The sequence below is a fragment of the Limnospira sp. PMC 289.06 genome (genome assembly GCF_032350395.1).
GTDB lineage: Bacteria > Cyanobacteriota > Cyanobacteriia > Cyanobacteriales > Microcoleaceae > Limnospira > Limnospira platensis.
Window position 1 is genome coordinate 1 of record NZ_JARPLC010000178.1, and the last position, 7358, is coordinate 7358.

A 7358-nucleotide genomic window follows, 5' to 3' on the forward strand; every position below is an offset into this window, starting at 1 on the left:
CTATCGCTGTCAGGATAAGGGTTTATACTAAACTCCCCGGGTAGGATTCGAACCTACGACCAATCGGTTAACAGCCGACCGCTCTACCACTGAGCTACCGAGGAAAGTGGGTTGTGGTTATCTTAGCCACAGTTAACTATAGTAACCCAGTGGTAAAATTTTGTCAAGCATTTTGCTCAAATTTATTTTAGCCCCATCCGCAACTGAGCCAAACGCCTTTGAGACTCAGGGTCTAGGGAACTGTCAAGAAAGCGACTCCTCGATCGCTTTGGAGTTTGGTGGCGACGTTGGCGCTGTCGATTAGAGGCCTCAACAGCTTCCGATAGCTGCATTGCAGACATCCATTCAGCACCGTAGCCCATGACAGTCAACTGTTGTGCGCGGTCTGAGGTAGCCACCAGCAACCGCCGCCGTGACAGTCGCAATTTATGACGCAGGGACGCACACATTTTTTCTATATAAGTGTCAGCAGTTTGACCATAAGCTGTATAGTGAATCAACAGATTACGGCTGACCTTTTCACTGACACCGGGAGTATTCTGATAGTGAGCATCGAAGACAATGCGAGCATCAAGACCTTCAAAAGCACTGTAATTAATCAGACTTTCGATCAGATGTCGCCGGGCTGACTCCGTGCTTTCCCCGTCGCGCTTTTGTTGCAGACCGGGCCAAATTCCGATGATGTTATAACCGTCTACAAACAGGACGGCATTGGTTAAAGAGCGTGACATGATTTATTACTGGAAAGCTCATATTGAACAGTGGACAATTTTTGCTTAGTTTCAATAATGGCATTTTTTTCGTTAGGTAGGATGAAAAAATCAAGTTTTCCAATCTAGGCTTGATGATTTTGCATCAATCGGCGTTTTAGGGGTTCAGGGTTTCCCTGAGCCACGACACGGCCGTTTTCCAACAAAAAAGCACCATCGCTGTAGTCAAGTTCATCGAGGCGGTGTGTCACCCAGAGGGCGGTAATGCCGCGATTTTTGACTAAATGGCGAACTTGAATAACCAGGTCTCGCTGACTGTCGGGGTCTAGTAGGGCGGTAGGTTCATCAAAAAGTAGGACTTGGCAATGTCTAGCGATCGCACCTGCAATAGCTATACGCTGTTTTTGTCCTCCGCTGAGGGCATAAATAGGGCGGCGTTGCAATTCCAGCAATTTCACCGCCCCCAAAGCATCCTCAACCCGCCGTCTAACTTCTTCTAGGGGGAGGCGGTCTTCCACCAAACCAAAGGCCACATCTGCCCCCACAGTAGGCATAACCAGTTGGTGATCGGGATTTTGGAAGACAAACCCCACCCGTCCCTGAATGTTAATCTCACCGGACTGGGACTGCAACAGTCCCGTCAGTAGCCGCAACAGGGTTGATTTGCCGCTGCCATTAGTACCAAGCAACATCCAAAATTCCCCTTTAGGGACGGCTAGGGAACAAGAAGTCAGGACTCTAGCACCTCCCGACCATTGAAAGTTCAGGTTTTTTACCTCAATAGCCGGGTTGGTTGTTTCGGGTATGGCAGATTGGCTCATTCTGTTAAGGCTACAAATCCAGGAGATCTACCTGTGGCTGTGGTGCCAGATTTTTCGGAAATCTGCACGGCCGAGATTTCGCTGCTGAGGACAGCTACTTTTTTATCGGTCATTTTCTCGCAGGTTAGCTCTAACAGTTGCCGATGGTCTGAGCGCATCATGTCTAGGACCTGGTTATAGACCCCTACAGCGTCCTCTTGGGTCTTTCTTTGTACCGATAGGGGAACCGGGACATATTTAACGATGATGTCAATGGTGAACATAGAAAAGTCTTAAAAAAACGTTAAGTTTAACACCGACTCTCATCAGTATGGCAGATATCGGCACTGTCTGCTTGACATCATAACTCTTACCTCGCCAGGAATCAGGCGATCGCATCACTTCTGGACTATTACCGATCCCCAGTAGTACCCTCGCCATTAATTTCATTCTGGGACTTGCCAATCTGAGAATTTATGTTTATACTGTTAAGATAGGTAAAGAAAAGTTAACTGCATCGATCATATTCCTAACTTTCTGTTAATAACGGGAAGCTAGATTTTACAATAGAGATCAGTTGGCTGATTTACTGGAAATTATAATTTATTCGGAGATTTGGGTTTATGACAATAGCAGTCGAACGCCCCCAAGTCACTAGAGGATGGTTTGATGTCCTCGATGACTGGCTGAAGCGCGATCGCTTTGTATTCGTAGGATGGTCTGGTATCCTGCTGTTCCCCTGTGCCTATCTATCTATCGGCGGATGGCTCACCGGAACCACCTTTGTTACCTCTTGGTACACTCACGGACTCGCCAGTTCCTACCTCGAAGGCTGCAACTTCCTGACCGCTGCCGTCAGCACCCCCGCCAACAGTCTGGGTCACTCCCTGCTGTTCCTGTGGGGTCCCGAAGCTCAGTGGGACTTTACCCGCTGGTGTCAATTAGGGGGTTTATGGGCTTTTGTAGCTCTACACGGAGCTTTCGCGCTGATTGGGTTCTGCCTGCGTCAGTTAGAAATCGCCCGGTTGGTTGGCATTCGTCCTTATAATGCGATCGCTTTCACCGGCCCTATTGCCGTGTTCGTGAGCGTATTCTTAATGTACCCCTTGGGTCAGTCCGGGTGGTTCTTTGCTCCCAGCTTTGGGGTGGCAGGCATCTTCCGGTTTATCCTATTTTTCCAAGGATTCCATAACTGGACTCTCAACCCCTTCCACATGATGGGAGTTGCTGGCATCCTCGGTGGTGCGCTACTATGTGCTATTCATGGTGCTACAGTAGAAAACACCCTGTTTGAAGACGGAGAAGGTTCTAACACCTTCCGAGCTTTTGAACCCACCCAAGCGGAAGAAACCTACTCCATGGTGACAGCTAACCGCTTCTGGTCTCAGATTTTTGGTATTGCTTTTTCCAACAAACGCTGGTTACACTTCTTCATGCTGTTTGTTCCCGTAACAGGGCTGTGGATGTGTTCCATCGGTGTAGTAGGTCTAGCTTTGAACCTGCGGGCTTATGACTTCGTGTCACAAGAACTGCGGGCGGCAGAAGATCCTGAGTTTGAAACCTTCTATACTAAGAACATTCTACTTAACGAAGGTATTCGCGCTTGGATGGCTCCAGCCGATCAACCTCACCAAAACTTTGTATTCCCCGAAGAAGTTCTACCTCGCGGTAACGCTCTGTAATTTGGGACTACTCAGATAACAAATTAACCCCCTTTCCTCAACGGATTGGGGGTTTTGGTTTGATTATAGATTCAAAAGGCTTCTGATGGTTTCGATCCGATCGCGATTAACTCCCAAATCTGACTCTCCCAGTCGGGAAGCCGATCGCACTTGAATCAGCGCCGCCTGATCATCTAAATAAAATTCTACATCATCCACAAAGCCCATAATCGCCGAGGTAAATTCGGCATTAAGATAATGGTCATCCGCCGTCACGATTTTGGCGTTGTCCATACTCTCGACCACTTGTTTGATTTGAGCCAATGCTTCCTCCCCAGAGGTGGAATAGGTGAAAGGTTCGATATAATGAACCGCGTCCTGGCTTTGGGTGGAAACGCAGTTAGGGGAATCGGGACAATCGGAGAGATGGCCGTCGTGTACTCCTAGGTTATCGGGTCGCTGTCCTGAGAAGGAAAACAGACTCCCTAGGACGCTGGGATGGGTAGGCGCAGCCAGCGCCACGGTTTCCCCCCCAAAATATCCAACCAGTCCCAACCATAAGGCGATCGCGATCGGTAGTAGTTTCTTGTGCAAGAATCTTAGGGGTGAAATCTGCATATAACTCTCCAGTTCAATTGATTGATATCGATACTTCCCCGATTCTATCGCAGGAGGGCGGCGGGCTGGGAATAGATAATCATCAATCACTGAGAAGCCGGGAGTTTCCGCCTCATTCAGCCGGAACTAAGCGCGTCACCTTCAGCCGAAAATTTCCGCCTCTTACTTCTCCAAAAGCACGAACTCTCACAATATAATCCCCTCCCTCCACAATGCGAGCAAACAGGAGAGAGTTGGTAGTCCCGTCCGGGCGATCGTCATTTTCGGCGATCGCTATACCATCAGACGATAACAACACCACCACAGTATCAAAATCATCGGACATCAGATCAACCATCACTGTATCATCGGTTTCCAGGCGGATGCGATAGTCCCGCAAAAAGCCTCCATCTCCGATGGGAATATCTTGTGGTGAGAGGATGTCCTCTACCACTTCACCAGAAACCATGGGAATCGGTCGATACATGGGCTGTTGCGCTCGTACCGGAACTGTTGCCAATCCTAATGTACAAGCTGTGAGACCAGCCAGTAAACCTGAAGACCAAGAGGAAATAGACGGGTTTTCCATAAAGTTGAGGAGAGAGTGACGGTGGTTAAAATCAGATAATCTGCGCCTGGCGGGCTGAAAACTTTTCCAGTGGCGACAAACCTGGTTGATGACCCCCTGAGCGACAACTATCAACCAACTATCAACGGGGTTTCTTGGTGGCCGGGAATATATATGGCGGCACAGTTTCCCATGGTGTTATATTACCTCAAATTTCCCCACAAGTCAAGCCTCAATCCCCAAAAATTTCCCCACCTGTAAACCCCCTCCTGGTTGGGCTTTGGCTCCGTCGTCGTCCCTCCCTCAATCCCATGGTGCATAAAAAACCGGTCCGGAATCGATAGAACAGTTGTAGGCAGGATTTTTGACCCTGTTAGTATATGAGTGAGAGTAAACATCTCCGAGGAGTTGGGAATATGGCGACAACCTTAGCACAGGTGGCGGGTTTTCTGGATAATCGCGGATGGCGCTACCACAGCGACACCGACCGAAATCGCATCATTACCGCAGTCAAGTCCGAACAGGTGGAGGATTTTATGATTGTGATTCAGGTGCAAGAAGACGGGGAATATTTGGCTCTGTTTGCGCCGCAGCTATTGAACCTGAAAGACCATGTATATAAAGGCGTGGCGTTTCAGACCATGTTAACCATCGCCTGGGAGGAGAAGCTATTGCGGTGGGAATATGACCCCAGTGATGGAGAAGTGCGAACCAGCACCGGGATAGCCTTGGCAGATGCCACCCTGACCGAAAAACAGTTTAACCGCCTGCTGTCGGGGTTAATTCAACTCACCAATGAGGGCGTGGAAAGGTTGCAGGGGGTGTTGGCGACGGGAAATGACCCCGGAGGAAAGACCACCACCGCCCAAATGATGGCGGCGTTGCGGGAGATGTTGTCCGCTGAGGGGTTGGCAGAACTTGAGGCGCAACTGCAACAGTTACAAGGTGAGGGGGATTCGGTTTGATGACCCTTTGAATCCATGGCCAGCACAGCCAGTTTCCCCTGGGGACTGTCCTCTGTGCATCTGTTTCTGAGAACTTCAATACAAAAGACGAGGATATGATGAAACCATTATTTGAACAAATTTGTGGCTGGTTAGATGGGCGCGGCTGGGACTATCAGCCAGAGTCGGAACAGCAACGCCTGATTTTGCAGGTGGAGGGCTTAACCGTAGTTGTAGAAGTATCAGAAAATGGGGAATTTGTCAAGATATTTCTGCCCCAATTGTTGACCCTGGGTGACGACCATCCCCACTATGAGGCGGCTTTGGAAACCTTGCTGCATCTGGGTTGGCAATATAAACTGGCAAGGTGGCAGCGAGACCCGGATGATGGGGAAGTGCGGTTGCGGGCGGATTTACCGTTAGAAGATAGCCAACTGACCCAAAAACAGTTTTGGCGGACCCTGGAGGGAACCCTGCAAATTGCCCAACAGGGACGGGAACAACTGCGGGGAGTATTGGAGACGGGGGAAGATAGCCCGGAGAGAACAGCATTATTTGAAGCCTTGCTGCAAGCCGAAATGAAGGGAGGTGCTGAAGCGGTTTATCAGGAATTGGATCAACGGGGTGGCAGACTTGACCCTCAATTACCTGATGCAGCGAAAACCTTTCTCCAACAAGATCACATCTTGGGAAATAAGGAGATAGAAGCAGCCGTCGTTGGACTGATTGAAAACATCGCTATTAGTCTTCTGGAGTATCCCCGAGGTCGCCGAGAACAGAATGTAGCTATTGCCATTTTACTCTATGGGTTGGTACTGGAAGCACGACCCCCAGAACGCCTCCCAGACAAGTGGGCACAAACTCAAAACAACCTGGGTAATGCCTACTGTGACCTCCCCACAGGCGATCGCGCTGCCCACCTGCAACAGGCTATCAACTGCTACAACAATGCCCTCACCGTCTGGAACCCCGACACCGCCCCCTTAGATTGGGCGATGACCCAAAACAACCTGGGTTCTGCCTACTCTGACCTCCCCACAGGCGATCGCGCTGCCAACCTGCAACAGGCTATCAAATGCTACGAAGATGCCCTCACGGTCTGGAAGCCCGACACCGCCCCCTTAGAATGGGCGACCACCCAAAACAACCTGGGTTCTGCCTACTCTGACCTCCCCACAGGCGATCGCGCTGCCAACCTGCAACAGGCTATCAAATGCTACGAAGATGCCCTCACGGTCTGGAAGCCCGACACCGCCCCCTTAGAATGGGCGACCACCCAAAACAACCTGGGTTCTGCCTACTCTGACCTCCCCACAGGCGATCGCGCTGCCAACCTGCAACAGGCTATCAAATGCTACGAAGATGCCCTCACGGTCTGGAAGCCCGACACCGCCCCCTTAGATTGGGCGGGGACCCAAAACAACCTGGGTAATGCCTACTTATACCTCCCCACAGGCGATCGCGCTGCCAACCTGCAACAGGCTATCAACTGCTACAACAATGCCCTCACCGTCTGGAACCCCGACACCGCCCCCTTACAATGGGCGACCACCCAAAACAACCTGGGTTCTGCCTACTCTGACCTCCCCACAGGCGATCGCGCTGCCAACCTGCAACAGGCTATCAAATGCTACGAAGATGCCCTCACCGTCAGGAAGCCGGACACCGCCCCCTTAGATTGGGCGGGGACCCAAAACAACCTGGGTAATGCCTACTTATACCTCCCCACAGGCGATCGCGCTGCCAACCTGCAACAGGCTATCAACTGCTACAACAATGCCCTCACCGTCTGGAACCCCGACACCGCCCCCTTAGATTGGGCGATGACCCAAAACAACCTGGGTTCTGCCTACTCTGACCTCCCCACAGGCGATCGCGCTGCCAACCTGCAACAGGCTATCAAATGCTACAACAATGCCCTCACCGTCTGGAAGCCGGACACCGCCCCCTTAGATTGGGCGATGACCCAAAACAACCTGGGTTCTGCCTACTCTGACCTCCCCACAGGCGATCGCGCTGCCAACCTGCAACAGGCTATCAAATGCTACAACAATGCCCTCACCGTCTGGAAGCCGGAT

Annotated in this window: 10 protein-coding genes and 1 tRNA gene; 4 read left to right on the forward strand and 7 right to left on the reverse strand. The window is 50.9% G+C overall.

The genetic code is table 11. The features are described 5' to 3' along the window. Positions 1 to 32 precede the first annotated feature (32 nt). The 5 genes from P5674_RS22195 to P5674_RS22215 all read right to left on the reverse strand — a co-directional run bounded on the left by P5674_RS22195 (position 33) and on the right by P5674_RS22215 (position 1951). A tRNA-Asn gene (locus P5674_RS22195) sits at positions 33 to 104 on the reverse strand. A 78-nt stretch (positions 105 to 182) separates the two neighbouring features. Beyond that, entirely contained in the window at positions 183 to 731 is a 549-nt protein-coding gene (locus tag P5674_RS22200) for an NYN domain-containing protein (RefSeq protein WP_006616118.1), read from the reverse strand. Positions 732 to 835: 104 nt separating this feature from the next. After that, positions 836 to 1531: an energy-coupling factor ABC transporter ATP-binding protein gene (locus P5674_RS22205; RefSeq protein ID WP_006616119.1), complete on the reverse strand. Its 696-nt coding sequence runs from the start codon at positions 1529 to 1531 to the stop codon at positions 836 to 838. Then, entirely contained in the window at positions 1528 to 1794 is a 267-nt protein-coding gene (locus tag P5674_RS22210) for a hypothetical protein (RefSeq protein ID WP_006616120.1), read from the reverse strand. The genes P5674_RS22205 and P5674_RS22210 overlap by 4 nt, the downstream gene beginning before the upstream one ends. Next, on the reverse strand, positions 1781 to 1951 hold the full coding sequence (locus P5674_RS22215; protein ID WP_157888687.1) for a hypothetical protein: 171 nt from the start codon (positions 1949 to 1951) through the stop codon (positions 1781 to 1783). Before P5674_RS22215 ends, P5674_RS22210 begins: the two co-directional genes overlap by 14 nt. 182 nt (positions 1952 to 2133) lie before the next feature. On the opposite strand from P5674_RS22215, the gene psbD reads away from it, so the two are divergent. Continuing rightward, positions 2134 to 3192 (forward strand): photosystem II D2 protein (photosystem q(a) protein), encoded by a 1059-nt coding sequence (psbD, locus tag P5674_RS22220; protein ID WP_006617906.1) that lies wholly within the window; start codon positions 2134 to 2136, stop codon positions 3190 to 3192. 63 nt (positions 3193 to 3255) lie between these two features. Here psbD and P5674_RS22225 read toward each other — a convergent pair whose 3' ends face one another. Both P5674_RS22225 and P5674_RS22230 read right to left on the reverse strand, forming a co-directional pair. Beyond that, positions 3256 to 3789, reverse strand: a complete 534-nt coding sequence (locus P5674_RS22225; protein WP_315670287.1) for a DUF1499 domain-containing protein — start codon at positions 3787 to 3789, stop codon at positions 3256 to 3258. Between the two features lie 112 nt (positions 3790 to 3901). Continuing rightward, positions 3902 to 4357: a hypothetical protein gene (locus P5674_RS22230; RefSeq protein WP_014275086.1), complete on the reverse strand. Its 456-nt coding sequence runs from the start codon at positions 4355 to 4357 to the stop codon at positions 3902 to 3904. Positions 4358 to 4426: 69 nt separating this feature from the next. Here P5674_RS22230 and P5674_RS22235 point away from each other — a divergent pair, with 69 nt between their 5' ends. From P5674_RS22235 to P5674_RS22245, 3 genes are all read left to right on the forward strand, one after another. Then, on the forward strand, positions 4427 to 4597 hold the full coding sequence (locus P5674_RS22235; protein ID WP_014275087.1) for a hypothetical protein: 171 nt from the start codon (positions 4427 to 4429) through the stop codon (positions 4595 to 4597). Positions 4598 to 4752: 155 nt separating this feature from the next. Next, positions 4753 to 5301 carry a hypothetical protein gene (locus P5674_RS22240; RefSeq protein WP_014275088.1) on the forward strand — a complete coding sequence of 183 codons (549 nt, stop codon included), beginning with the start codon at positions 4753 to 4755 and terminating at the stop codon, positions 5299 to 5301. 95 nt (positions 5302 to 5396) lie between these two features. Continuing rightward, a partial coding sequence (locus tag P5674_RS22245; protein ID WP_315670288.1) for a YbjN domain-containing protein occupies positions 5397 to 7358 on the forward strand: 1962 nt, incomplete at its 3' end.